The 23,623-nt window shown below is 62.5% G+C and carries 22 protein-coding genes; 10 read left to right on the forward strand and 12 right to left on the reverse strand.

Annotated features, from left to right (window positions below):
- Nucleotides 1-66 precede the first annotated feature (66 nt).
- Complete coding sequence (locus F0Q04_RS16260) at nucleotides 67-957, forward strand: LysR family transcriptional regulator (protein WP_182342140.1); 891 nt, start codon at nucleotides 67-69, stop codon at nucleotides 955-957.
- A 209-nt stretch (nucleotides 958-1,166) separates the two neighbouring features.
- Nucleotides 1,167-1,766, forward strand: a complete 600-nt coding sequence (gene wrbA / locus F0Q04_RS16265; RefSeq protein WP_116924166.1) for an NAD(P)H:quinone oxidoreductase — start codon at nucleotides 1,167-1,169, stop codon at nucleotides 1,764-1,766.
- Between the two features lie 127 nt (nucleotides 1,767-1,893).
- Here wrbA and ppsA read toward each other — a convergent pair whose 3' ends face one another.
- Entirely contained in the window at nucleotides 1,894-4,287 is a 2,394-nt protein-coding gene (gene ppsA, locus F0Q04_RS16270; RefSeq protein ID WP_182342143.1) for a phosphoenolpyruvate synthase, read from the reverse strand.
- 290 nt (nucleotides 4,288-4,577) lie between these two features.
- Here ppsA and ppsR point away from each other — a divergent pair, with 290 nt between their 5' ends.
- Nucleotides 4,578-5,390 (forward strand): pyruvate, water dikinase regulatory protein, encoded by an 813-nt coding sequence (gene ppsR, locus F0Q04_RS16275; RefSeq protein ID WP_116924168.1) that lies wholly within the window; start codon nucleotides 4,578-4,580, stop codon nucleotides 5,388-5,390.
- Between the two features lie 186 nt (nucleotides 5,391-5,576).
- Nucleotides 5,577-6,032, forward strand: coding sequence for a hypothetical protein (locus F0Q04_RS16280; protein WP_182342146.1), 456 nt, complete (start codon nucleotides 5,577-5,579; stop codon nucleotides 6,030-6,032).
- Nucleotides 6,033-6,147: 115 nt separating this feature from the next.
- Here the strand turns inward: F0Q04_RS16280 and F0Q04_RS16285 are convergent, their stop codons facing one another.
- The 4 genes from F0Q04_RS16285 to F0Q04_RS16300 form a co-directional block, all read right to left on the reverse strand.
- Entirely contained in the window at nucleotides 6,148-6,936 is a 789-nt protein-coding gene (locus F0Q04_RS16285; RefSeq protein ID WP_116924170.1) for a transporter substrate-binding domain-containing protein, read from the reverse strand.
- 163 nt (nucleotides 6,937-7,099) lie between these two features.
- Nucleotides 7,100-7,645 (reverse strand): glycine zipper 2TM domain-containing protein, encoded by a 546-nt coding sequence (locus F0Q04_RS16290; RefSeq protein WP_116924171.1) that lies wholly within the window; start codon nucleotides 7,643-7,645, stop codon nucleotides 7,100-7,102.
- Nucleotides 7,646-7,726: 81 nt separating this feature from the next.
- Complete coding sequence (gene dut, locus F0Q04_RS16295; RefSeq protein WP_182342149.1) at nucleotides 7,727-8,176, reverse strand: dUTP diphosphatase; 450 nt, start codon at nucleotides 8,174-8,176, stop codon at nucleotides 7,727-7,729.
- 183 nt (nucleotides 8,177-8,359) lie between these two features.
- On the reverse strand, nucleotides 8,360-8,854 hold the full coding sequence (locus tag F0Q04_RS16300) for a hypothetical protein (RefSeq protein ID WP_116924173.1): 495 nt from the start codon (nucleotides 8,852-8,854) through the stop codon (nucleotides 8,360-8,362).
- A 260-nt stretch (nucleotides 8,855-9,114) separates the two neighbouring features.
- Between F0Q04_RS16300 and trxA the strand changes: the two genes are divergently transcribed.
- The 5 genes from trxA to F0Q04_RS16325 all read left to right on the forward strand — a co-directional run bounded on the left by trxA (nucleotide 9,115) and on the right by F0Q04_RS16325 (nucleotide 15,035).
- Entirely contained in the window at nucleotides 9,115-9,447 is a 333-nt protein-coding gene (trxA, locus tag F0Q04_RS16305) for a thioredoxin TrxA (protein WP_027010832.1), read from the forward strand.
- A 363-nt stretch (nucleotides 9,448-9,810) separates the two neighbouring features.
- The gene (rho, locus tag F0Q04_RS16310) at nucleotides 9,811-11,073 is read left to right on the forward strand and encodes a transcription termination factor Rho (protein ID WP_021026598.1); all 1,263 of its coding nucleotides are present in this window, start codon (nucleotides 9,811-9,813) and stop codon (nucleotides 11,071-11,073) included.
- 422 nt (nucleotides 11,074-11,495) lie between these two features.
- Nucleotides 11,496-11,741: a type B 50S ribosomal protein L31 gene (locus F0Q04_RS16315; protein WP_116924174.1), complete on the forward strand. Its 246-nt coding sequence runs from the start codon at nucleotides 11,496-11,498 to the stop codon at nucleotides 11,739-11,741.
- 193 nt (nucleotides 11,742-11,934) lie between these two features.
- Complete coding sequence (locus F0Q04_RS16320) at nucleotides 11,935-13,647, forward strand: hypothetical protein (RefSeq protein ID WP_116924175.1); 1,713 nt, start codon at nucleotides 11,935-11,937, stop codon at nucleotides 13,645-13,647.
- Between the two features lie 17 nt (nucleotides 13,648-13,664).
- Nucleotides 13,665-15,035, forward strand: coding sequence for an MATE family efflux transporter (locus F0Q04_RS16325; RefSeq protein ID WP_116924176.1), 1,371 nt, complete (start codon nucleotides 13,665-13,667; stop codon nucleotides 15,033-15,035).
- Here the strand turns inward: F0Q04_RS16325 and phoR are convergent.
- The 7 genes from phoR to pstS form a co-directional block, all read right to left on the reverse strand.
- On the reverse strand, nucleotides 15,032-16,381 hold the full coding sequence (phoR, locus tag F0Q04_RS16330) for a phosphate regulon sensor histidine kinase PhoR (RefSeq protein ID WP_182342152.1): 1,350 nt from the start codon (nucleotides 16,379-16,381) through the stop codon (nucleotides 15,032-15,034). The two genes, F0Q04_RS16325 and phoR, sit on opposite strands and share 4 nt — an antisense overlap.
- 107 nt (nucleotides 16,382-16,488) lie before the next feature.
- A complete protein-coding gene (phoB, locus tag F0Q04_RS16335) occupies nucleotides 16,489-17,196 on the reverse strand; it encodes a phosphate regulon transcriptional regulator PhoB (protein WP_021026591.1) in 708 nt (235 codons plus the stop codon).
- A gap of 10 nt (nucleotides 17,197-17,206) precedes the next feature.
- Nucleotides 17,207-17,908: a phosphate signaling complex protein PhoU gene (gene phoU / locus F0Q04_RS16340; RefSeq protein WP_116924178.1), complete on the reverse strand. Its 702-nt coding sequence runs from the start codon at nucleotides 17,906-17,908 to the stop codon at nucleotides 17,207-17,209.
- A 43-nt stretch (nucleotides 17,909-17,951) separates the two neighbouring features.
- Nucleotides 17,952-18,743, reverse strand: a complete 792-nt coding sequence (gene pstB / locus F0Q04_RS16345) for a phosphate ABC transporter ATP-binding protein PstB (RefSeq protein WP_182342155.1) — start codon at nucleotides 18,741-18,743, stop codon at nucleotides 17,952-17,954.
- A 19-nt stretch (nucleotides 18,744-18,762) separates the two neighbouring features.
- Nucleotides 18,763-19,644 carry a phosphate ABC transporter permease PstA gene (gene pstA, locus F0Q04_RS16350; RefSeq protein ID WP_182342158.1) on the reverse strand — a complete coding sequence of 294 codons (882 nt, stop codon included), beginning with the start codon at nucleotides 19,642-19,644 and terminating at the stop codon, nucleotides 18,763-18,765.
- Nucleotides 19,641-20,612, reverse strand: coding sequence for a phosphate ABC transporter permease subunit PstC (gene pstC, locus F0Q04_RS16355; protein WP_232539370.1), 972 nt, complete (start codon nucleotides 20,610-20,612; stop codon nucleotides 19,641-19,643). Before pstC ends, pstA begins: the two co-directional genes overlap by 4 nt.
- A gap of 112 nt (nucleotides 20,613-20,724) precedes the next feature.
- Nucleotides 20,725-21,762: a phosphate ABC transporter substrate-binding protein PstS gene (gene pstS, locus F0Q04_RS16360; RefSeq protein ID WP_182342164.1), complete on the reverse strand. Its 1,038-nt coding sequence runs from the start codon at nucleotides 21,760-21,762 to the stop codon at nucleotides 20,725-20,727.
- Nucleotides 21,763-22,101: 339 nt separating this feature from the next.
- On the opposite strand from pstS, the gene F0Q04_RS16365 reads away from it, so the two are divergent.
- A complete protein-coding gene (locus F0Q04_RS16365; protein WP_313900087.1) occupies nucleotides 22,102-23,622 on the forward strand; it encodes a Ppx/GppA phosphatase family protein in 1,521 nt (506 codons plus the stop codon).
- The last annotated feature ends 1 nt before the right edge of the window (nucleotide 23,623 follow it).

Below are 23,623 nucleotides of genomic sequence, written 5' to 3' on the forward strand. Positions count from 1 at the left end.
AAGATAAATAGCAAAAATATCTTTTACTTATGCAAAAATGAATCAATACCCTTGCTGGAGCCATCCATGGATTTGAACGCGGTACAGATGCTGATCAAGGTGGCCGAGCACAAGAGCTTTACCCAGGCCGCGCACAGCCTGCGCACCACGCAGTCGCGCATCTCCCGCGCCATTGCACAGCTGGAGGCCGACCTGGGCACGCGCCTGCTGCACCGCAATACCCGCAATGTGTCGCTGACCCCCGATGGCTGCCTGCTGGTCGACCGCAGTGCCGCGCTGATCGCCGGGCTGGACGATGCCAAGCAGCAGCTGTTGGACCGGCGCTGCGAGCCCACCGGCGTGCTGCGCATGACGGCGCCTTCGGTGCTCGGCCGCATGGTGCTGACACCCCTGCTGGGCCAGCTGCTGCAGCAGCACCCGGGTCTGCAGATCGAGGCCAGCTTCACCGACCGCCTGGTGGACATGGTGGACGAGGGTTTTGACGCTGCGGTGCGCATCGGCCCCTTGCTCGACAGCCGGATGATCGGCCGGCCGCTGCCGCCGCTGCACTGGGTGACGGTCGCCTCACCGGCCTATACCGCCCGCCACGGCCGGCCGCAAAACCTGCAAGAGCTGGCCACGCACCGCTGCCTGTCGGTCTACAACCACTACCGGGGTTTTGCCGTTCCCTGGCAGTTTCGCCACCCCAACGGCAGCACCATCGACTGGCCCGCGCCCCACGCGATCAGATTCGACAGTGGTGACCCGTTGATCGAAGGCGCGATTGCCGGCCTGGGCGTGGCCCAGGTGATGGGGTTTGCGGTGCGCGATGCGCTGGCCGATGGCCGGCTGGAGCGGCTGCTGCCCGCGCTGGAAGGCCGCAGCCGCGCGCTCTCCGTGGTCTACCCGCGCACGCGCCATGCCTCACCCAAGGTGCAGGCGCTGTGCCAGCTGCTCTTGGCGCGCAGCGCCTGGTGATCGCACCAGCCCAGGAAGGCTCTGGCGCGCCATGCCGGCTGGCGGCGATTGTTCAAATCCATGCAACGCTGCGTTCAAACCCGGGGCACCCCAAACAGGCGCAGACGCCCTACAGTAGATCCAGGCGCCAAGAACGGATCGCATACCGGTTCTGGAGACGCTCCCACCGCTGTAGCGGTCCCTCTTCATCGACAAAGGAAATATTCACCATGGCTAAAGTTCTGGTTCTCTACCATTCCATGTACGGTCACATCGAGACCATGGCCGGCAAGATCGCCGAAGGCGCACGCAGTGTCGCCGGCACCGAGGTGGTCATCAAGCGCGTACCCGAGACCATGCCGCAAGAGGCTTTCCAGGCCGCTGGCGGCAAGGTGGACCAGGCAGCCGCTGTGGCCACGCCAGCCGAGCTCGCCGAGTACGACGCCATCATCTTTGGCACCCCCACCCGTTTTGGCAATATGAGCGGCCAGATGCGCAGCTTCCTCGACCAGACTGGGGGCCTGTGGGCCAAGGGCGCGCTGTCGGGCAAGGTCGGCAGCGTGTTCACGTCGACGGGCACCTTGGGCGGCCAGGAAACCACCGTGACCTCGTTCTGGAACACCCTGGCCCACCACGGCATGGTGATCGTGCCCGCCGGTTTTGGCCTGCCTTCGCAGTTTGACCTGTCGCAGGCCAAGGGCGGCTCGCCCTACGGCGCAGCCACCCTGGCCGGTGCCGATGGCTCGCGCCAGCCCTCCGCCCCCGAGCTGGAACTGGCCTTTGCCCAGGGCGCCAAGGTTGCTGCACTTGCTGCCAAGCTGAGCGCATGAACCGCTGCCGGCCCGCCCGGCGGCAACCGTCCTAGAACGTAAAAAAGCCAGTCAGATGTTCTGACTGGCTTTTCCGCTTTTGTGCCTTGGGGCGTCTGCCACCGGAGTGGCGGCAGGGCAATGCCGCTTACTTGGCGGCCAGGCGCTGCCAGGTGTCGATCACACTGTCGGGGTTCAGCGAGATCGAGGCAATGCCCTTGTCCGCCAGCCACTGCGCAAAGTCCGGATGGTCCGAAGGGCCCTGGCCGCAGATACCGACGTACTTGTTCTGGGCCAGGCAGGCCGTGATGGCGCATTCGAGCATCTTCTTGACGGCAGGGTCGCGCTCGTCAAAGTCGGCAGCCAGCAGCTCCAGACCGGAGTCACGGTCCAGGCCCAGCGTCAGCTGGGTCAGGTCGTTCGAGCCGATCGAGAAGCCATCGAAGTACTCCAGGAACTCATCGGCCAGGATGGCGTTCGAGGGCACTTCGCACATCATGATGACTTCCAGGCCGTTCTCGCCGCGCTTCAAGCCATTGGCCGCCAGCAGCTCGGTCACGCGCTTGGCCTGGTCCAGGGTGCGCACGAAGGGGATCATGATCTTGACATTGGTCAGGCCCATGTCGTTACGCACGCGCTTGAGCGCTTCGCACTCCATCTTGAAGGCTTCGCCAAAATCCTTGGAGATGTAGCGCGCCGCACCCCGGAAGCCCAGCATCGGGTTTTCTTCATCGGGCTCGTAGCGGCTGCCGCCGATCAGCTTGCGGTACTCGTTGGACTTGAAGTCCGACATGCGCACGATGACGGGCTTGGGGTAGAAAGCCGCCGCAATCGTGGCCACACCTTCGGTGATCTTGTCGACGTAGAAAGCGCGCGGCGAGGCATGGCCCCGGGCGACGGATTCGACGGCCTTCTTCAGATCGGCATCGACGGCGGGGTAGTCCAGGATGGCCTTGGGGTGCACGCCGATGTTGTTGTTGATGATGAATTCCAGACGTGCCAGACCCACGCCATCGTTGGGCAGTTGGGCAAAATCAAAGGCCAGCTGGGGGTTGCCCACGTTCATCATGATCTTGGTCTTGATGGGTGGCATCTCGCCGCGCTTGACCTCGGTGATCTCGGTTTCCAGCAGACCGTCATAGATGCGGCCGGTGTCGCCTTCTGCGCAGCTCACCGTCACCAGGGTGCCGTTCTTGAGTAGCTCGGTGGCATTGCCGCAGCCCACGACGGCAGGGATGCCCAGCTCGCGCGCAATGATCGCGGCGTGGCAGGTACGGCCACCGCGGTTGGTGACGATGGCCGCGGCCTTTTTCATCACCGGCTCCCAATTCGGGTCGGTCATGTCGGTCACCAGCACATCGCCGGCTTCAACCTGGTCCATCTGCGAGATGTCGGAGACCAGGCGCACGCGGCCGGTGCCGATCTTCTGGCCAATCGCGCGCCCTTCGGCCAGCACGGTGCCGCTGCCCTTGAGCTTGTAGCGCTGCTCGGCCTGGCCCTTGGACTGGCTCTTCACCGTCTCAGGGCGTGCCTGCAGGATGTAGAGCTTGCCGTCGGTGCCGTCCTTGCCCCACTCGATATCCATCGGGCGGCCATAGTGCTTCTCGATCACCAGCGCGTACTGCGCCAGCTCTTGCACTTCGGCATCGGTGAGCGAATAGCGGTTGCGCAGCTCGGGGCTCACATCGGTGGTGGCCACCAGCTTGCCCGATGCCGCCTTTTCTTCGGGCGTGGCAAATACCATCTGCACCAGCTTGGAGCCCAGGTTGCGGCGGATCAGGGCCTGCTTGCCCGCTTCGAGCATGGGCTTGTGCACATAGAACTCGTCCGGGTTCACGGCGCCTTGCACCACGGTCTCGCCCAGGCCGTAGCTGGAGGTGATGAAGACCACCTGGTCAAAGCCCGACTCGGTGTCGATGGTGAACATCACGCCAGCAGCGCCTTTATCCGAGCGCACCATGCGCTGCACACCGGCCGACAGCGCCACCACGTCGTGGGCAAAGCCCTTGTGCACGCGGTAGGAAATGGCGCGGTCGTTGTAGAGCGAGGCAAACACCTCCTTCATCTTGTGCAGCACATCGTCGATGCCCACCACGTTCAGGAAGGTTTCTTGCTGGCCAGCGAACGAAGCGTCGGGCAGGTCTTCTGCGGTGGCCGACGAGCGCACGGCAAAGGAGGCCTCGGTATTGCCCGCTTGCAAGGTTACAAAGGCCTCGGCAATGGCTTGTTGCAAATCGAGCGGGAAAGGCTGGGCCTCGACCATGGCACGGATCTCGGCGCCGACCTGAGCCAGCGCGCGCACATCGTCCACATCCAGCGCCGCGAGCTTGGCGCTGATCTTGTCAGCCAGGCCTTCGTGGGCCAGGAACTCGCGAAACGCATGGGCCGTCGTGGCAAAGCCGGTCGGCACGCGCACGCCTTGCGGCAATTGCGAGATCATTTCGCCGAGCGAGGCGTTCTTGCCGCCTACGACCTCGACGTCGGTCATTCTCAGGTTCTCAAACGGTACGACCAGGGCGGTCGCGCTGTAGAGGTTGGACATGGTGAAGCTCCGGAAGTTAAAAACTGGCTCGGGCGCCCATGGCCGCAGTGGGGGCAATGGCACGCACGCATAGACTCCTGCCGGGCCGCTGCGGGCTCGGACATCTGGCTTTGTATTTGTACTGGTAGGCCGGAGTACATGCGGGAAATGTGAATAATGGGCGTCATTGTAGGCGTGCTGCTGCCATTTTGCTTGCGACTTGCTGAACACCGTGGTCAACAATGACAAACCCCGCACGCAGCTGTGCGCAGCCTGCGCCAGAATTCGCCCGTTACCGCCGATGTACCACCATGCACCAACGCACCATTTTCTTTATCTCTGATGGCACCGGCGTGACAGCCGAGACCTTTGGCCGCGCCATCATGAAGCAGTTCGACATCACCACCCGTGCGGTGCGTCTGCCCTTTGTGGACACGGTCGACAAGGCCCACCAGGCCGTGCACCAGATCAACCACACAGCCGAGAAAGAGGGCAAAAAGCCCATTGTGTTCACCACCTTGGTCGAACCGGAGACCGTCAAAGTAGTGCATGAGCACTGCAAGGGCCTGGTGATGGACATGTTTGCCACCTTTGTGCAGCCGCTCGAAGACGAGCTGGGCGCCAAGTCGCACCACCGCATCGGCCGCTTTACCGACATCAGCGAGAGCAAGGAATATTTCGACCGCATGGAGGCGATCAATTTCAGCCTGGCGCACGATGATGGCCAAACCAACCATGACCTGGCCGGTGCCGATGTGATTTTGGTCGGGGTCAGCCGCAGCGGCAAGACCCCGACCAGCCTGTACCTGGCAATGCAGTTTGGCCTCAAGGTCGCCAACTACCCGCTGATCCCCGAGGATTTTGACCGCCAGCAGCTGCCCCCGGCCCTGCTGCCCTATAAAAAGAAGATCTTTGGCCTGACCATTGCACCCGAGCGCCTGTCCCAGATCCGCAATGAGCGCCGCCCCGACTCACGCTACGCCAGCCTGCAAAACTGCCGCATGGAAGTGGCCGAGGCCGAGTCGATGATGCGCCGCGCCGGCATCCAGTGGCTGTCGACCACGCACAAGTCCATCGAGGAGATTGCCGCCGTGGTGATGCAGGGACTGAAGCAGGACGAGTGAGCGGCGCGCTGCCGATCGCTGCAAATCGCTGCCCAACACGGCCCCTGGCTATTGCCTAACGCTGCGCGGTAGGGATGCGCAACGTTACCCTTGCTTCGCACAGCTTTACAGCAGGCCGCATGCGCGCCTGCTATAACCAAGCGATCACGGCCCCGTGTGGATGGGCCGCCGCTCAGGAGTTCAAGCATGAACACAACATTGACCTGGATCGCCAGCGCCGGCCTCTGTGCCGCGCTGCTGGCCGCCCTGTCCGCCCAAGCCGCCCAGCCGGGCGCTTTTTCCGTGACCGAGACCAAATCGGCCATCGGTAACAAACCCGCCAAGGCCCCGCGTACCAAGGACCGCTGCATCGGCCCGGAACTGGTGGACAAGGACGGCTTTCTCTATCCCGATCTGATCCTGTCCAAGCATTTCAGCCAGTGCCGCATCAAGGACAGCAAGCTCTTGGTCAAGAACAACAAGAGCTGGACGGTGACCTGCGGCAAGATGCTGACCGCCCAGGCCAAGCAAACCAATACCGGTGACAACTTTCATCTGCACATCGATGCAGCACTGCTGGGCGGCGCGATGAAGCAGACGCTGGACTATGAGGCGCAGAGCTTGAAGCGCCAGTGCACGCCCGAAGACGAGCCGCTGGAATAGGCCCAACCCTACCGCCAAAGAATCAGTGGGCCTTGGCCCACTCGGTTTCATACCAACAGCGGCCAGGCCCTGCCCTATGGTGCCTTGTCGGCTAGCGTGGAGGTCACCTAGCTGATTACTTCAGCCACTTCTGCGCCTCTTGCTGCAGCACGCCGCGCAGTGCCAGCACATCCCAGGTGAACTGCATCACGCGCTGGTAGTCGGCATCGTCCACCGGTAGCATAAAGCCCAGTTGGTTGACGGGGGTCAGCGGCTTGTCCAGGTAGGCGGCGTAGAGGCGCGGGTCGGCCTTGCTGTAGTGCAGCGCCTCATAGGTCTCGGTGATCATCGCATCGCCCTTGCCCTCGGCGATCAGGCCCGGAATCTCGGCGTTCTTGTCATGCGTGCTGACCTGGGCGTTCTTCAGGTTCTGCAGCACATAGGCTTCGTTGGTGCCGCCAGGGTTCTTGATCACGCGCACGCTGGCCTGGTTCAGGCTTTCGGGCGTGGTGAATTTGTCCTTGTCAGCCGCACGCACCAGGGCCACCTTGCCAAACGGCGCGTAGCCCGGCAGCATCTGCACCTTGCTCAGGCGCGCCACATTGCGCGTGATGCCGCCCACGGCCACATCGAACTTGTTGTCCTGCAGGTCCTGCATCAGCTTGGGCCAGCTGGTGTCCACATATTCGACCTTGACCCCCAGCTCCTTGGCCATGGCCTCGACCACCTCGATGTCATGGCCGGCGTATTTGCCATCGGCCTTCATCGCAAAGGGGCGGTAGTCGCCCGGGGTGCCTACGCGCAGCACCTTGGCCTGCATGATGGCATCGAGCCGGGGGCCCGCCTGGGCAGGCAGCGACAGGGCCGCAAGCGCCGTCGCACTGACGGCCATGGCGGCAAGAGTGTTGGTTGTCTTCTGGAACATGGTGGCACCTTGGTGGGGTCAACTATCGGGAGGGAAGATCACGCAAAAAAAGCGTGCACACCGTTGCGGTGTACACGCTTTTTGAGACACGCGGCGCCATTGTGTCCCAGCGCCAGCCGCCTGCCCATCGGGGTTCACCCAAGCCTGGCAGGCGCTGCGCCGATCAATAGCGCGAGATCTGGCCCTGGTTGATCTGCACGCGGTCGCCCGGGCGCAGATCGCCGGGGTTGGGCACATCAAAAATGCGCTGGCCGCCGTTTTGCAAGTTGATATGGATGCGGTAGCCGCTGACGGTGCTGCGGCCGCTGCTCGACGACTGCTCCAGCGCATTGCCGGCCGCTGCACCACCGGCCACACCCGCTGCGGTGGCGGCCATGCGGCCAAAGCCGCCGCCCACCTGGTTGCCCAGCACGCCGCCAACCACGGCACCCAAGATGGCGCCTACGCCGGAGGTGCTGCGCGACTGCGAGCGCAGCTCTTCAATATTGCCTACGGTGCCATATTCCATGCCGTAAGGCGCTTGCTGCGGATAGCCGCCCTGCTGCGGGTAGCTGCCCTGTTGCTGGGGCGCCGGGCCTTGCGGGTAGCGGTTGTCATAACGGGGCGGTGCCTGGACGCAGGCGGCGAGCACCGAGGTGGCCGCCAGGGCCAGGCCCAGCTTGCTGGCGCGTTGCAGCAAGCTGCGCGAGCTTGAATTCGATGGGGACATTGCGCTCTCCTTTCAGATCACAAAAATGACGTTGCGGTCAAGGCCATCGTGGCCCTGCCAGTCTCAATACGGTGGGGCGGCCTATTTGGTGCCGGTGGAGCCATAGCCCCCGGCGCCACGCTCGGACACATCGCCAAAATCTTCCACTACCTGAAAGCTCGCCTGCACCACGGGCACGATCACCATTTGCGCGAGGCGCTCCATCGGCTCCAGCACAAAGGGCTGGCTGCTGCGATTCCAGGCGCTGACCATCAGCTGGCCTTGGTAGTCGCTGTCGATCAGGCCAACCAGGTTGCCCAGCACGATGCCATGCTTGTGGCCCAGGCCCGATCGCGGCAGGATCATCGCCGCGTAACCAGGGTCGCGCAGATGGATGGCCAGGCCGGTGGGCACCAGTTGCCAGGCGTTGGGCTCCAGGGTCAGGGGGGCATCGAGGCAGGCGCGCAAGTCCAGGCCGGCGCTACCAGGGGTGGCGTACTGGGGCAGCTGCGCTTGCATGCGGGGGTCGAGAATCTTCAGGTCAACAATCATGGTGGTGGTTCAGCTATCAATGCAGCGAAGGCTAGCATATACACAACGCCCGCCAGCGCAGTTGGTGCACCGGCCTACAGCCATTTACCGTATGCATACAAATGCAAGGATTTGCAGCCACAGCCGCCAAGCAACCCGCCGCCCCAGACCGTGACCGCATTCTGGCGGGCCCTGGGATGCCGCTTAGTCTTTCTGGGACCAGCCCTTTTTGAAGGCCGCAATCAGCATCACGATGCCCAGCGGCGGAAACATGATGCCCAGGATCGCGGCAATCAGCACCCCGATGAGCTTGAAGCCGCTGAACGACTTCTTGCTGGCCGTACCACTGCCGGCAGAGGTAAAAATCGATGTGGTAGATGCGCCTGAACTGCTGCGCGTTGTGGTGGTCAGCGTCTGCGCCGCGCCCTGGCGCCTGCCCTTGCGCGTCTGGTCCATCTGGCGGATGCGGTCGAGCAGCTCCTGGGCCTGGTCGGCGATCGGGTTGCTGCTCGCGTGGCTGGATGCAGCCGATGGCAATGGCGCCTGGCCGTGGCCTGGCCGCGCCGGGCGCTGCATGCTACCCATCGTATGGGCGGCACCGGAGTTCTGCCGGGCGATGAGCTGGTCCACATAGCGCACAAAGTCGCCGTGCGGTGGTGTGTCATAGACAGACGCGCTGTCCCTGTTCAGCAGTGCCAATGGCCTCTCCTCTTGCCGCCGTCGCTTGCAAGCGGCAGCAGCGATTGATAGTTTCAAACTCCGGCATAGCAGCTGTGCATGCCTGGACCCTCTCGTCCCTCTGAGAGTGCATTGTGCTTGACATCTGGCGCCCCCACAACGCGTCAGATGCGGCGCGCGCTGCCTGCACCCGGCCTTGCTTTCTGTCACAATGGCCTCAACTTTTGTCCATGGCGCAACCCCTGGCGCCAAAAAACCCAAAATTTAACGAGGAACCTGCCATGTCGGAATCCCTGATCAAGCACACCAACGAAGCCAGCTTTGAAGGCGATGTTCTGCAACCCAACACCAATGTTCTGGTGGACTTCTGGGCCGAATGGTGCGGCCCTTGCAAGCAGATCGCTCCCGTGCTGGAAGAAGTGTCGGTCAGCTACAAGGACAAGCTGCAGATCGCCAAGGTCAATGTCGATGAAAACCGCGCCATCTCGGCCAAGTTCGGCATCCGTGGCATCCCCACGCTGATGCTGTTCAAGAACGGCGAACTGGCTGCCACCAAGGTGGGCGCACTGAACAAGGCCCAATTGACGGCCTTCCTGGACGAGCAACTGGCCTAAATCGAACCGCTGGATGCGCAGCCAGCGCGTCTGCATCCCGGCATGGCTGGCCAGATCTGGCGGCCATCGCCTACAAAGCACGGTTTTGGCCGTGCTTTTTGCATTTTTCAAGCATTTGATTTTTCTGTATTTTTATAAAAAAATCAAAAATCCTAGCCGCTCTCTGTCCCGCCTGATACATATAGTTGATAATTCAGGCAGGATGATCCTGCAGCAACCTGTCTATAATCGACATTTAGATCACCGATCGTATTCCGACCAAGAATAGATCAAGCATGGTCTCCGGCTTCGCGGTCTCCCGCTTATTGCACCGGCTCTGCATCCCCCCTACCTCTAACAGTTACTCCGTTCTGGAGTCTATCCATGCACTTAAATGAGCTCAAGGCACTGCATGTGTCTGAAGTCCTCAAGCTGGCAGAAGAGCTTGAAATTGAAAATACTGGCCGCATGCGCAAACAGGAGTTGATGTTTGCGATCATCAAGAAGCGAGCCAAGGCCGGTGAACAGGTTTTTGCCGATGGCGTTCTGGAAATCCTGCCCGACGGATTTGGCTTTCTGCGAAGCCTCGACACCAGCTTTACCGCCAGCACCGACGATATCTACATCTCCCCCAGCCAGGTGCGCCGCTTCAATCTGCACACCGGCGACATGATCGAAGGCGAAGTGCGCACCCCCAAGGATGGCGAGCGTTACTTTGCCTTGACCAAGCTCGACAAGGTCAACGGCCTGCCTCCCGAGCAAAACAAGCACAAGATGATGTTCGAGAATCTGACGCCGCTGTTCCCCAAGGAACAGATGCGTCTGGAGCGCGACATCAAGGCCGAGGAAAACATCACCGGCCGCCTGATCGACATCATCGCGCCGATTGGCCGTGGCCAGCGCGCACTGATCGTCGCGGCCCCCAAGAGCGGCAAGACGATGATGATGCAAAGCATTGCACACGCCATCACCGCCAACTACCCCGATGTGCACATGATGGTGCTGCTGATCGACGAGCGTCCGGAAGAAGTGACGGAAATGCAGCGCTCGGTCAAGGGCGAGATCATTGCATCGACCTTTGACGAGCCCGCCGCCCGCCACGTGCACGTGGCCGAGATGGTCATCGAGCGCGCCAAGCGCCTGGTGGAAATGGGCCAGGATGTCGTCATCATGCTCGACTCCATCACCCGCCTGGCCCGCGCCTACAACAACGTGGTGCCTTCGTCGGGCAAGGTGCTCTCCGGTGGTGTGGACGCCAATGCGCTGCAGCGCCCCAAGCGCTTCTTTGGCGCGGCCCGCAATGTCGAAGAAGGTGGCTCGCTCACCATCATCGCCACCGCACTGGTCGACACCGGCAGCCGCATGGACGAAGTGATCTTTGAAGAATTCAAGGGCACGGGCAACAGCGAGCTGCACCTGAGCCGCCGTCTGTATGAAAAGCGCGTCTTCCCGGCCATCGAGCTCAACAAGAGCGGCACGCGCCGCGAAGAGATGCTGCTCGCTCCCGAGATCCTGCAAAAGACCCGCATCCTGCGCCAGTTCATGTACAACATGGACGAGATCGAGTCCATGGAACTGATGATCAAGAACATGAAGCAGACCAAGAGCAATGTCGAGTTCTTCGACATGATGCGCCGCGGCGGCTAAACCCCGCCCTGCGCCCACCGGCCTGCCAACCCTCCGCTCAACACGGAGGGTTTTTTCATGCCTGCGCTGGCCTGTGCGTGCCCGCTACCGTCCAGGTCACACCACGGCCCGGTTGCACGGGCAGGCTCGATCACACCAGGCCAGGAGGCCCAGGCGCTGGGACGGCTGGATTTCCCGATGGCGCCCGTCTGGCTGCATGCGGGGCGCAAGCCGGGCTAAAGGCCTTCCCATCAAGACTTTGCCATGGCGTCGCGTATCCCGCAAATGGACATCAGCCGACTGAAACCCCAGGTTTTGCTGAAAACAAACCCATCCTATGCAATAATGGAGGGCTTTTATTGCGGAAAGTACGCCCAGTTTACTGGGATGCAAAGGTTGCATCCGGCTTGGCACGGCTCCCGCACTTGACCTAAGGAAGAATCATGAAAGAAGGCATTCACCCAGACTACCGCGAAGTGTTGTTCGTGGACCTGTCCAACGGCTTCAAGTTTGTGACCCGCTCGTGCGTGAACACCAAGGAAACCGACACCTTCGAAGGCAAGGAATACCCGCTGTTCAAGCTGGATACCTCGTCTGAGTCGCACCCTTTCTACACCGGCACCCAAAAGTCGGTGGACAACATGGGCGGCCGTGTGGAGCGTTTCCGCAACCGTTTCGGCAAGAAGTAATTTGCTTGGCAAAAGGGCTGCGGGCCGCAAGGCCTGGCGCCCTTTTTGTCTGTGCAATCCAAAGGCAGTGCGACACCGTACTGCCTTTTTTTATTGACCCGCTTGGCGGACCCGCAGACAATGCGCGGTTCTCCTACATTTCTGGTGCAGGGCCTGATAAGCTGCTGAGCCTTGCTCCCTTTGGTAAGCCCGTGTGAATTTTCCGACCCCAGCCATCGTCTCCCAAGCCGCTGTACGCCCTCTGCCGCGTGCACTCCTGCTGCTGCTGTGCCTGGCCTATGTGGTGCCCGGCTTTATCGCCCGCGCACCCTGGAAGACCTTGGACATCACCAGCTATGGCTACGCCTTGGCGCTGGCAGAAGGCCGGACCCCCTGGCTGGCGCCGGAGATTCTGGGCCTGAGCCCGGACACCGAGGGTCTGATCCCCTACTGGCTGGGCGCCTGGGCCATCCAGGCCTTTGGCGACTTCATCTCGCCTGAGCTGGCCAGCCGCCTGCCATTTGCCGCCCTGCTCTGGCTGGCCTTGATGGCCACCTGGTATGCCGTGTACTACCTGGCGCGCAGCCCTGGAGCGGGCCCCGTGGCCTTTGCCTTTGGCGGCGAAGCCAACGAGATTGACTATGCGCGCGCGATGGCCGATGGTGGCCTGCTGGCGCTGATTGCCTGCCTGGGCCTGGCCCAGCCCTCGCACGAGGCCAGCAGCTACGTGGTGCAGCTGTCGGGCGTGTGCTTTGTGTTCTATGCGGCTGCCTGTATTCCCATCCGCTTTGGCACGCCGCTGTGCATAGGCGCGGTAGGCTTGGTGATGCTGGCGCTGAGCGGCGCGCCCACCTATGCGGTCTGCCTGGGTCTGGGCGTGGCCTTGATCCTGGCGCTCACCCCCGTCGATGCCAAGCTGCGCGCGCGCAGCCTGCAGGCCGCAGGCGTCTTTGCCATTTTGGGCGTGGCCGCCTTGCTGCTAGCCGTCTACCTGCACCAGTGGCAATGGCGCATCCTGCCGGCCGAGCATTTCCGCCAGTTGCGCCCGCTGTTTGAGCTGGTGGTCTGGTATGTGTGGCCGGCCTGGCCGCTGGCGCTGTGGTCGCTGTGGATCTGGCGCCGCCAGGTGGCCGACTGGCGCTTTGTGCACCGCCATCTGTGGCTGCCCATCCTGCTGGGCGCCTTGGCGCTGGTCAACACCGTCATCACCACCCCGTCCGATCGCGCGTTGCTGCTGGGCCTGCCCGCGTTTGCCGCGTTGGCCGCTTTTGCGCTGCCCACCTTCCGCCGCGCCATGGCGGCGCTGATCGACTGGTTCACCCTGCTTTTTTTCAGCGCTGCGGCCATCACCATCTGGGTGATCTGGCTGGCGGTCTACACCGGCACCCCAGCCAAGCCAGCGGCCAATGTGGCCCGCATTGCCCCTGATTTTGTCGCGCAGTTCTCGCTGCCGCAGTTTGTCATTGCCGTGCTGGCGACCTTGGCCTGGTGCGCACTGGCCTTCTGGCGCGCGCGCCGCAACCGGCCCGAGATCTGGCGCAGCCTGGTGCTGCCTGCGGGCGGCACCGTGCTCAGCTGGATCTTGCTGATGAGCATCTGGATGCCGATGCTGGACTATGGCCGCAGCTACACCGCCCAGGTGCAGGCGCTGGGCAAGGTGCTTCCCGCCCCCGCATCGGCCGGCTGCGTGGCCGCCTGGGGCCTGAGCCGCTCGCAGATTGTGGCCATGCAGGCCCAGGGCGGCTGGCAGCTCAAGACCTTGACCGACCCCACCAGCGCATCGTGCAACTGGCTGGCCATGCCGCTCGAATCACAGCGCACCCCGAGCAACGAGGTGCTGGGCCCTGAGTGGACGCGGCTGGCGGCCGTTGCCCGCCCGACCGACAAGAACGCGGAGATCGTCATCTACCGTCGTCAACCGGGTTGAAGGCGCGTATGCGGGAGATGTTGACGCGCCTGCTGGCAGGCCGCGATATGCGGGTGCTGGCCAAACATGCGGGCACGGTGTTTGTCGGCCAGATCGCCGTGATGGGCTTTGGCGTGGTCGACACCATCGTTGCCGGCCGCCATGCCGAGGCGTCTTTGGCCGCGCTGTCGGTGGGCTCGGCCATCTTTGTGACGGTCTATGTCTCTTTGATGGGCCTTTTGCAGGCACTGATGCCGATCTGGTCGGAGATGCACGGCGCGCGCCGCCACGGCGACATTGGCGCATCGCTGCGCCAGTCTCTCTACATCTGCCTGGCCGCCACCTTGCTGGGCTGGGCCGTGCTGTTCAATCCCGCGCCCATCCTGCGCTGGACCGAGGTGCCGCAGGAGTTGCAGTCGCTGGTCAAAAGCTACCTGGCCATCATCGGCTGGAGCCTGCCTGCCGCGCTGCTGTTCCGCATTTTCAGCACCTTGAGCCAGTCGCTGGGCAAACCCAAGATGGTCACCTGGCTGCAGGCCATGTCCCTGCTCGTCAAGCTGCCGCTGTCCATCTGGTTCACCTTTGGCGGCCTGGGCCTGGCACCGATGGGCGTGCTGGGCTGCGCCTGGGCCACGTTCTTGGTCAATTTCCTGCTCTGCGGCCTGGGCTGGTGGCTGCTGCGCAGCCAGTCCGTCTATGCGCCTGCCGATATCTGGCGCCCACTGGAGCGCCCGCACTGGCCCACCTTGGCGCAGTTTGCGCAGCTGGGCGTGCCGGCCAGCCTGTCGATCCTGGTCGAGATCACCTCGTTCACGCTGATGGCGCTCTACGTGGCACGCATGGGCACGGCTTCGTCGGCCGCGCACCAGATTGCGGCCAATGTCACGGCGCTGATGTACATGGTGCCGCTGTCACTCGCCATTGCGACCAGCGCGCGCGCCAGCTATTGGCGGGGTGCGGGCGATGAGGCGCGGGCGCGCCAGGTGGTGTTTCTGGGCCTGTTTGCCGCGATGGGCTTGGCCACCACACTGGCGCTGCTGGTCTGGCTCGCCAAGGGCTGGATTGTGCCCATCTACACCGCAACGCCCGAGGTCGCGGCCATCGCGCTGGGCCTGCTGGGCTGGGTCAGCCTCTACCACCTGGCCGATGCCAGCCAGACCGTGTCCATCTTTGTGCTGCGCAGCTACCGCATCACCGTGATGCCCTTGCTGGTGTACTGCAGCCTGCTCTGGGGCGTGGGCCTGTGGGGTGGATTTCAGCTGGCCTACCACGGCATCGCCGGCCGCCCGGCGATGGACTCCCCCATCGCTTTTTGGATGTGTGCGGCCTATGCGCTGGTACTGGCAGCGGCCTGCTTTTTGGTCTTGCTGCAGCGCGTCACCAAAAACGCGGTGCGGCAAAGCGCCTAAACGAGCTCCTCGGTCAGCTGCTTGCGCACGCGCGATGGTGGAAACACCACGCTGAACTCCGACCCCTTGCCGATCGTGCTGCGAATCTGCAGCTGCGCGCCGTGGCGCTGCAGCACATGCTTGACGATAGCCAGGCCCAGGCCCGTGCCGCCGGTATCGCGCGAGCGGCTGCGGTCGAGGCGGTAGAAACGTTCGGTCAGGCGCGGGATATGCTCGGGCGCAATGCCCGGGCCGGTGTCGGTCACACTGACCCGCCCCGAGCCATCGGGCTGGCGCGTGAACTGCACACGGATTTCGCCGCCCGCCGGCGTGTAGCGCACGGCGTTGTTGACCAGGTTGGACAGCGCGCTTTGCAGCTCATTGCCGGCACCGGCGAGCTCGTAGTGGCCGGCATCGGCATCTTCTTGCGGAAAGAACAGCTGCAAGGGCTTGTCGCCATCCTTGGCGATCATGCGTGCCAGGCCATGCGCATCTTCTTCGCAGCGCTTGAGCAGGCTGCCCACACTGACCCATTCGTTGAGGCTGGGCGGCGGGTTGCCCTCCAGGCGCGACAAGGTCAGCAGATCGACCACCAGCCCCTGCATGCGGTGGGCCTGGTTGGACATCAGCGCCAAGTACTGGGTGCGCTCCTCTGCGCTCAGCGGCAGGGTCTGCAGCGTTTCAATGAAGCCGGTCAGCACCGTCAGCGGCGTGCGGATCTCGTGCGAGACGTTGGCCACAAAGTCGCGCCGCATCGCATCGGCCAGCTCCAGCGAGGTGACATCGCGCGAGAGCAGCAGCTTGCGGTTGCCGCCATAGGGGAACATCTGCACCGACATGCGCATCGGGCTGGCCGCGCGCATTACCGGGCTGACCATCACCACATCCTTGCTGAAGTTGTTGGCGTTGAAATAGCCGATGAACTCCGGCGCGCGCACCAGGTTGGTGATGACCTGCATATGGTCGCGCTCGAGGTTGAAGCCGAAGTGGTCGCACGCGGTCTGGTTGCACCACTCGATATGGCTGTGCTCGTCGAGCAGCACCACGCCATTGGGCGAGGCCTGGATGGCCGTCAGCACCTGGTGCAGCCGGTCATCGGACTGCGCCTCGTTCTTTTGCAGCTGGCGCACCAGGCGCCGCGCCCGGTCGGCCGCCTCGCCCCACATGCCCATCAGCTGCGGGGCGCTGTCCGCGTCGCCATGCCGCAGCCAGCCCACCACCTTGTTGCCGCGCCACACATCCACCACAAACCAGCACCAGGCGCCTAAGATGGCCGCCAACAGTGCGCCGGGCAACTGCCCCAGCCACCAGCCCAGGGCCGCGCCCAGGGCCTGAAAAAACAAAAAACTGACAATGCGAAACAGCATGCAGGCCTAACGCTCAAAAACAAAAAAAGCTGCGACCAGCGCAGCCTACAAAAAAGAGCAAGCTGCCCGAATGCGGAAGTATCCCCGCATCACAGGCAGGCTGCAAGCTAAGCGCGCTGCAGCGCCTGGGGCTGGCCGGTGATGCGGTAGCCGGCCCCACGTACGGTCTCCACCATCACATTGGCAGCGCCCAAGGCCTCGCGCAGACGCTTGACATGGACGTCCACGGTGCGCTCCTCGATGAACACATGGTCGCCCCAGACCTTGTCGAGCAGCTGCGAGCGCGAGTGCACACGCTCGGCATGCTTCATCAAAAAGTGCAGCAGCTTGAACTCGGTGGGGCCGAGCTTGAGCAGCTCACCCTGGAACGTGACACGGTGCGTGGCCGCGTCCAGCACCAGCTCACCAATCGTCACACTGTCGTTGACCTGCTCGGGAATGCGCCGGCGCAGCACCGCACGGATGCGGGCCAGCAATTCCTGCGTGGAAAAAGGCTTGGTGATGTAGTCATCGGCACCGGCATCGAGCCCGGCGATCTTGTCAGGCTCGTCGCCGCGGGCGGTCAGCATGATGATGGGAATGCCCTTGACGCGGGCATCCGCACGCCATTTGCGCGCAAGCGACAGGCCGCTTTGGCCCGGCAGCATCCAGTCCAGCAAGATCACATCGGGCAGCACCGCGTCCAATTCGCGCTGTGCGGCATCACCATCCTCTGCCCAGATCGGCAGGCAGCCGTTGTGTCGCAGGTTTACCGCGATCAGCTCGGCAATCGCGGGCTCGTCTTCGACAATGAGTACGCGTGGCAGTTTTTTCATAACTCAGACTCTACAAAACACTCGATTCGATTTCTTGCATGGTGGTGTGGCGCACATCGATACCCTTGACCAGGTAAATGATGAGCTCGGCAACGTTTTTCGAGTGGTCACCGATGCGCTCGATCGCCTTGGCCAGGAACAGCAGGTCCAGGCTCGGGGAGATCTTGCGCGGATCTTCCATCATGTAGGTGATGAGCTTGCGCACAAAACCGTCGAACTCGGCATCGATCAGGTCGTCTTCCTTGAGGATCGACACGGCCGCCGTGGTGTCCAGGCGGGCAAAGGCGTCCAAGGTCTTGCGCAGCAGGCCCGAGGCGAGCTCGGCAGCCACACGCAGGTCCGACGTGGGCAGCGAGCGGGCGGCGCCGCTGTCGATGATGGAGCCGACCATGCGGGCCATCTTGTGCGCCTCGTCACCCATGCGCTCCAGATTGGCCGTGGCCTTGGAGAACGCGATCAGCAGGCGCAGATCACGGGCCGTGGGCTGGCGGCGCGCAATGATGGTCGAGAGTTCGTAGTCGATGTCCACTTCCAGCTGGTTGACGCGCTTTTCCTGCTCTTCGACCCTGGCGACGGCCTCGGTGCTGAACTGCGACAGCGCGTAGATGGCCTGCTGGATCTGGGATTCGACCAGGCCGCCCAACTCCATCACCCGGGAGGAGATGCTGTTGAGTTCGCTGTCGAACTGTGATGAGAGATGTTTTTCCGTCATATCAGGCTCTTTTCGTTGTAGTGGAGGGCGTGACCGCGCGGGCTTAGCCGAAACGACCGGTAATGTAGTCTTCGGTCTCTTTGCGCTGGGGCTTGAAGAACATCTGCTCAGTGGCACCGAACTCCATCAGGCTGCCCAGGTACATGTAGGCGGTGAAATCGCTGCAGCGCGCGGCCTGCTGCATGTTGTGGGTCACGATCACCACGGTGTAGTCGTCTTTCAGCTCAGCGATCAGCTCTTCGATCTTGGCCGTGGAGATGGGGTCCAGCGCCGAGCAAGGCTCGTCGAGCAGCAGCACTTCGGGCTTGATCGCGATACCGCGGGCAATGCACAGGCGCTGCTGCTGACCACCGGACAGGCCCGAGCCGCTTTGGCCCAGCTTGTCCTTGACTTCGGTCCACAGCGCGGCCTTGCGCAGCGCCCATTCCACGCGCTCTTCCATGTCGCTCTTGCTCAGGTCCTCGAACAGCTTCACACCAAAGGCGATGTTGTCGTAGATGGACATCGGGAACGGCGTGGGCTTTTGGAAGACCATGCCAACCTTGGCGCGGATCAGGGCCACATCCTGCTTGCTGGTCAGCAGGTTTTCACCATCCAGAACAATATGGCCTTCGGCGCGCTGCTCGGGATAGAGCTCGTACATGCGGTTGAAGGTGCGCAGCAAGGTGGACTTGCCGCAGCCCGAGGGACCGATGAAGGCCGTGACCTTGTTTTCCGGTATTTCCAGGTTGATGTTCTTGAGCGCGTGGAACTTGCCGTAGTAGAAGTTCAGGTCGCGCACCGAGATCTTGGAGTTCAGTGCACTGGCGTTAGCCGCATTGGTTTTTGTCAACATAGGGTTCACCTGTGAATACTTATTTTTGGCGCGCCATGCTGCGCGCAAGAATGTTCAGACCCAGCACGGCCAGCGTGATCAGGAAGACACCTGCCCAGGCCAGTTGCTGCCAGTTTTCATAAGGGCTCATCGCAAACTTGAAGATGGTGACCGGCAGGCTCGCCATCGGCTTGGACAAGTCGGTGTTCCAGAACTGGTTGTTCAGTGCGGTGAACAGCAGCGGAGCGGTTTCGCCAGCGATACGGGCCACGGCCAGCAGCACACCGGTGATGACACCGGCACGGGCGGCACGCAAGGTCACCATGCTGATCACCTTCCACTTGGGCGTGCCCAGTGCGTAGGCCGCTTCACGCAGGCTCGAAGGCACCAGGATCAGCATGTTCTCGGTGGTACGGATGACCACCGGAATCACGATCAGCGCCAGCGCAACCACACCGGCATAGCCCGAGAAGCTCTTGAAGCGGATCACGATCATCGAGTAGACGAACAGACCGATCACGATCGACGGAGCCGACAGCAGAATGTCGTTGACAAAGCGGGTCACCGATGCGAGCCAGCCGGTCTTGTTGTACTCGGCCAGGTAGATACCGGCCATCACACCGATGGGCGTGCCCACGAAGGTGGCCAGGGTCACCATCACCAGCGAGCCCCAGATGGCGTTGGCGATACCGCCAATTTCATTGGGAGCCGGGGTCATCTGGGTGACCAGGGCCACACTCAGACCGCCCACGCCCAGGCGCAGGGTTTCCCACAGAATCCAGATCAGCCAGAACACGCCAAAGGCCATGGCTGCGAGGGACAGGGCAATCGCGACCTGGTTGACGCGGTTGCGTGCTCGGTACTTGGCAGCGCGCTGGCTGGCCAGATCGGATGCCTGGATCAAGCTTTCTCCGGTGGTCATGAACGGGCTCCTTCATTCTTTTGCAGGCGGCTCAGCATAAATTTGGAGCAGGCCAGGACGATGAACGTGATGAAAAACAAGGCCAGACCCAGGTAGATCAGCGATGCCTGGTGCAGACCTTCGCCGGCTTCTGCGAACTCATTGGCCAGCGCCGAGGTGATGCTGTTGGCTGCTTCAAAGATGGACAGCGAGTTGAGCTGGTTCATGTTACCGATCACGAAGGTGACGGCCATGGTCTCGCCCAGTGCGCGGCCCAGGCCCAGCATCACGCCACCGAACACGCCGGTCTTGGTGTAGGGCAGCACGACTTTCCACATCACTTCCCAGGTGGTCGAGCCCAGGCCGTACGCCGATTCCTTGAGAAGAGCGGGGGTGACTTCGAACACATCACGCATCACCGATGCGATGAAGGGGATGACCATGATGGCCAGGATCACGCCGGCCGAGAAAATACCGATACCCACGGGTGGGCCGGAGAAGAAGGCTTCCATATAAGGAACGCCTTGGAACAGGGTCTGCAGCGGCTGCTGCACATAGGTGGCCAGCAAGGGGCCAAACACCATCAAGCCCCACATACCGTAGACGATGGAAGGCACGGCAGCGAGCAGTTCCACGGCGGTACCCAGCGGGCGCTTGAGCCAGACGGGGGAGAGTTCGGTGAGGAACAGCGCAATGCCAAAGCTCACGGGCACGGCGATCAGCATCGCGATGAACGAGGTGGCCAAGGTGCCATAGATCATCACCAGACCGCCGTAGCGGTTCTGGACGGGATCCCATTCGCTGTTGAAGAAAAATCCGATGCCGTATTCACGGATGGCAGGCCAGGCGCCGACGATCAGCGAGCCCATGATGGCCAACAGCAGGGCCAGCGTCAGCACCGCAGCGCCACGGGCGAGGAACGCAAAAAAGCCGTCAGCGACGGAGTTGGAGAGCCAAGGCTTGCGCGTTGGCGGTTGGCTGGATTGCATCTGCGCTTTGCCGGCGGCAACCGTTTTGTTTTGAACAGGAAAGGATGTCGACACGTTTGATTCCATTCAGTGTGGAAAAGGGCCGCTACCCGAGCGACCCATCATTTTCGACTTACTTGGCGAACACAGCCTTGCCGCTGCCGTCCTTGATCTCGCCCCAGGACTTGTAGATGATGTCCTTGACGCTGGCTGGCATGGGCACATAGTCCAGGCCGTCAGCAGTGCCATCACCAGAGGTGTAAGCCCACTCGAAGAACTTCAGCGAGGTGGTGCCCTGGGCTGGCTTTTCCTGCAGCTTGCGCATCAGGATGAAGGTGGCCGAGGTGATAGGCCATGCATCCTTGCCAGGCTGGTTGTTCAGGATCTGGTAGAAGCTCTTGTTCCAGTCGGCACCGGCAGCAGCGGCCTTGAAGTTGGCGCTTTCCGGGCTGACAAAGTTGCCATCGGCGTTTTGCAGCTGGGCGAAGACCATCTTGTTTTGCTTGACGTAGGCGTATTCCACGTAGCCGATGGAGTTGGGCAGGCGGCCCACATAGGCGGCCACGCCTTCGTTGCCCTTGCCACCGGCACCGGTAGGCCAGTTCACGGCAGCGCCCTCACCCACTTTTTCCTTCCACTCGGTATTGACCTTGGAGAGGTAGTTGGTGAAGCCGAAGGTCGTGCCCGAGCCGTCAGCGCGGCGCACCGGAGCGATGGTGGCATCTGGCAGCGCCACGCCGGGGTTCAGCTTGGTGATCGCTGGGTCATTCCACTTGGTGATCTTGCCCAGGTAGATGTCGCCCAGCACTTGGCCGTTGAGCTTGAGTTGACCGGGGGTGATGCCCTTGATGTTGACCACGGGCACAATGCCGCCGATCACGGTGGGGAACTGCACCAGACCCTTTTGTGCCAGCTCTTCATCCTTCAAAGGCATGTCGGAGGCACCGAAGTCCACGGTCTTGGCATCGATTTGCTTGATGCCGGCGCTCGAACCCACCGATTGGTAGTTGATCTTGACGCCAGTGGCCTTGTTGTAGTCGGCAGCCCACTTGGAATACAGTGGAGCTGGGAAGCTTGCACCGGCACCCGTAGCCTCTTCGGCCTGCACCTGGGCAAACGCACCGGCGGCAACCAGACCAGCAACCAGCACTCGAATCGCGGACACTTTCATGAAAACTCCTGTTGGTGATGAAACGCAATGGAGTGAACTGTAAAAAATGTATATGACACTGGCATGACATTTTTCACCCCATTTGCCTCTGAAGGGGATCGATGTCACACAACAACAGCGCATAAGATTGTCATATTAGATTCACGGGAAAGACTTACTTTTAAGTTTTGTCAGCATGCCGCTGTATAGCGGACGTACACAGGAGACGAGGGATCCTGTGCAAAGCCCTCGCCAAGCGGAAGAACGCGGACAGTCTAAGACCGCGCACAGCCCACGGCAGGGAGCTTTGCACAGGGTGCTCAGGTGCTATGCTGCCTGCCTAGACTGCAGAACCGATAGATGACGACACTTATGCTTGATGGCACCTTGCTTGCCGCGGTGGATCTGGGATCCAATAGTTTCCGCCTGGAAGTTGGCCGCTATGCCGCGGGCCATATTGAACGCGTGCAATATTTCAAGGAGATGGTCCGCCAGGGCGCCGGTCTCGATGAGCAAGGCCTGCTGACGGCCGAGGCCATGCAGCGCGGCTGGGATTGCCTGGCGCGCTTTGCCGAGCGCCTGCAGGGCTTTCCTGCCGCCCATGTGCGCGCCGTAGCCACCCAGACCTTGCGCGAAGCGCGCAACAGCGATGTCTTCATCCAGCGCGCCAACCAGATTCTGGGTTACCCGATCAGCATCATCTCCGGGCCGGAAGAAGCGCGCCTGATCTACCAGGGCGCGGCCCACTCGCTGCCCCCATCGGACGAGCGCCGCCTGGTGGTCGATATCGGCGGCCGCTCCACCGAGCTGATCCTGGGCCAGCGCTACAGCTCGCAGCGCGTGGCCTCCTTCCCCGTGGGCAGCGTGGCCTGGTCGCTGCGCTATTTCCCCCAGGGTGAGTTCAGCAAATCGGCGCTGAAAACCGCGCAGATCGCCGCCCAGGCGGTGATGGAAGAAGCAGCCCACCATTTTGTGCCCGGCAGCTGGGACTGCGCCTATGGCACCTCGGGCACGGCCAACGCGATTGCCGATGTGCTGGCGCTGCACGGCGGCCAGCCCGACGTGGTCACGCGCGAGCAACTGCACTGGCTCTGCGACCAATTGCTGGCCGCCGGCAATGCCAGCGAGCTGCGGCTCGAAGGCCTCAAGGAAGAGCGCCGGGCGGTGATTGGCGGCGGCGTGACCGTGCTTTGCGCGGTGTTTGATCTGCTGCAGATCGGGGAGCTGCGCATTGCCAGCGGCGCGCTGCGCCAGGGCCTGCTGCGCGACATGGTGCAGCACGAGGAGTTCAGCGATATCCGCCACCGCACTATCGCCGCGCTCAAGGAGCGCTACCAGGTCGATCGCACCCAAGCGGGCCGCGTGCAGCGCACTGCCGCCACCTTGTACGAGCAGGCACGCCGCTATGCGGGTTCGACCGCGCCGGCCGAGCTGCAGTCGCCGATGCTCGACTGGGCCAGCCAGCTCCATGAGATCGGCTGCCTCATCTCCCACACCGACCACCACCACCACGGCGCCTATGTGCTGGGCCACAGCGATGTGCCCGGCTTTACGCAAACCGAGCTGTCCCACCTGGCAGCCCTGGTGCTGGCGCAGAGAGGGAAGCTGCGCAAGGTCGATGCCTTCTTGCAGGACCGCGATTTTGCGCTGGAGCTGCTGTGCCTGCGCCTCGCGACCCTGCTGTGCCATGCGCGCCGCGACCCGGCGCTCGACCAGATCTGCCTGCGCGACAAGACCGAAAAGTGGTCGCTCAAGGTAGCCCCCGGCTGGGCCGAGCAGTTTCCGCAATCGGCCTACCTGCTGGGCGAGGAGGTGCTGGCCTGGCAGAAGACGCCCTACCCCTTCCAGTTCAAGCAGGCGCTGGGCATCACCGCCAAATAAG

This window comes from Comamonas koreensis (assembly GCF_014076495.1).
GTDB classification, from domain to species: domain Bacteria; phylum Pseudomonadota; class Gammaproteobacteria; order Burkholderiales; family Burkholderiaceae_C; genus Comamonas; species Comamonas squillarum.

Coding starts and splice junctions, on each gene's coding strand:
- F0Q04_RS16260 (WP_182342140.1), top strand. CDS start 67: ATGGATTTGAACGCGGTACAGATGCTGATCAAGGTGGCCGAGCACAAG.
- wrbA (WP_116924166.1), top strand. CDS start 1,167: ATGGCTAAAGTTCTGGTTCTCTACCATTCCATGTACGGTCACATCGAG.
- ppsA (WP_182342143.1), bottom strand. CDS start 4,287: ATGTCCAACCTCTACAGCGCGACCGCCCTGGTCGTACCGTTTGAGAAC.
- ppsR (WP_116924168.1), top strand. CDS start 4,578: ATGCACCAACGCACCATTTTCTTTATCTCTGATGGCACCGGCGTGACA.
- F0Q04_RS16280 (WP_182342146.1), top strand. CDS start 5,577: ATGAACACAACATTGACCTGGATCGCCAGCGCCGGCCTCTGTGCCGCG.
- F0Q04_RS16285 (WP_116924170.1), bottom strand. CDS start 6,936: ATGTTCCAGAAGACAACCAACACTCTTGCCGCCATGGCCGTCAGTGCG.
- F0Q04_RS16290 (WP_116924171.1), bottom strand. CDS start 7,645: ATGTCCCCATCGAATTCAAGCTCGCGCAGCTTGCTGCAACGCGCCAGC.
- dut (WP_182342149.1), bottom strand. CDS start 8,176: ATGATTGTTGACCTGAAGATTCTCGACCCCCGCATGCAAGCGCAGCTG.
- trxA (WP_027010832.1), top strand. CDS start 9,115: ATGTCGGAATCCCTGATCAAGCACACCAACGAAGCCAGCTTTGAAGGC.
- rho (WP_021026598.1), top strand. CDS start 9,811: ATGCACTTAAATGAGCTCAAGGCACTGCATGTGTCTGAAGTCCTCAAG.
- F0Q04_RS16315 (WP_116924174.1), top strand. CDS start 11,496: ATGAAAGAAGGCATTCACCCAGACTACCGCGAAGTGTTGTTCGTGGAC.
- F0Q04_RS16325 (WP_116924176.1), top strand. CDS start 13,665: ATGTTGACGCGCCTGCTGGCAGGCCGCGATATGCGGGTGCTGGCCAAA.
- phoR (WP_182342152.1), bottom strand. CDS start 16,381: ATGCTGTTTCGCATTGTCAGTTTTTTGTTTTTTCAGGCCCTGGGCGCG.
- phoB (WP_021026591.1), bottom strand. CDS start 17,196: ATGAAAAAACTGCCACGCGTACTCATTGTCGAAGACGAGCCCGCGATT.
- phoU (WP_116924178.1), bottom strand. CDS start 17,908: ATGACGGAAAAACATCTCTCATCACAGTTCGACAGCGAACTCAACAGC.
- pstB (WP_182342155.1), bottom strand. CDS start 18,743: ATGTTGACAAAAACCAATGCGGCTAACGCCAGTGCACTGAACTCCAAG.
- pstA (WP_182342158.1), bottom strand. CDS start 19,644: ATGACCACCGGAGAAAGCTTGATCCAGGCATCCGATCTGGCCAGCCAG.
- pstC (WP_232539370.1), bottom strand. CDS start 20,612: ATGCAATCCAGCCAACCGCCAACGCGCAAGCCTTGGCTCTCCAACTCC.
- pstS (WP_182342164.1), bottom strand. CDS start 21,762: ATGAAAGTGTCCGCGATTCGAGTGCTGGTTGCTGGTCTGGTTGCCGCC.
- F0Q04_RS16365 (WP_313900087.1), top strand. CDS start 22,102: ATGACGACACTTATGCTTGATGGCACCTTGCTTGCCGCGGTGGATCTG.